The sequence below is a fragment of the Ensifer sp. NM-2 genome (genome assembly GCF_003024455.1).
Lineage (GTDB): Bacteria > Pseudomonadota > Alphaproteobacteria > Rhizobiales > Rhizobiaceae > Ensifer > Ensifer canadensis.
In genome coordinates this window covers 1-404 of the sequence record NZ_PVZR01000166.1, presented here as the reverse complement: position 1 = coordinate 404, position 404 = coordinate 1, and the positions used below count along the sequence as shown (strand labels likewise).

Genomic DNA, 404 nt, shown 5'->3' with positions numbered 1-404 from the left:
CCTGGTCACTAGGATGGAGGGCACCGGAGCCTTCCGGCCGCACAGACCCCCGTTCGAAGGGAACCCCCGTGACGCAGACGCCCGACATCAACACCCAGCCCCTCGCCGAGGTGGACCCGGAGATCGCCGCGGCGCTCGCGGACGAGCTCGGCCGCCAGCGGGGCACGCTCGAGATGATCGCCTCGGAGAACTTCGTGCCGCGCGCCATCCTCGAGACGCAGGGCTCGGTGCTGACCAACAAGTACGCGGAGGGCTACCCGGGCCGCCGCTACTACGGCGGCTGCGAGTTCGTGGACGTGGCCGAGAACCTGGCCATCCAGCGCGCCAAGGACCTGTTCGGCGCCGAGCACGCCAACGTCCAGCCGCACGCCGGCGCCCAGGCCAACGTGGCCGTGATGACCTCG

At 71.0% G+C, this 404-nt stretch carries 1 pseudogene; it reads left to right on the top strand.

Annotated features, from left to right (window positions below):
* Positions 1 to 68: 68 nt before the first annotated feature.
* Positions 69 to 404, top strand: a pseudogene (locus C6558_RS39310) (serine hydroxymethyltransferase); the annotation flags it as partial.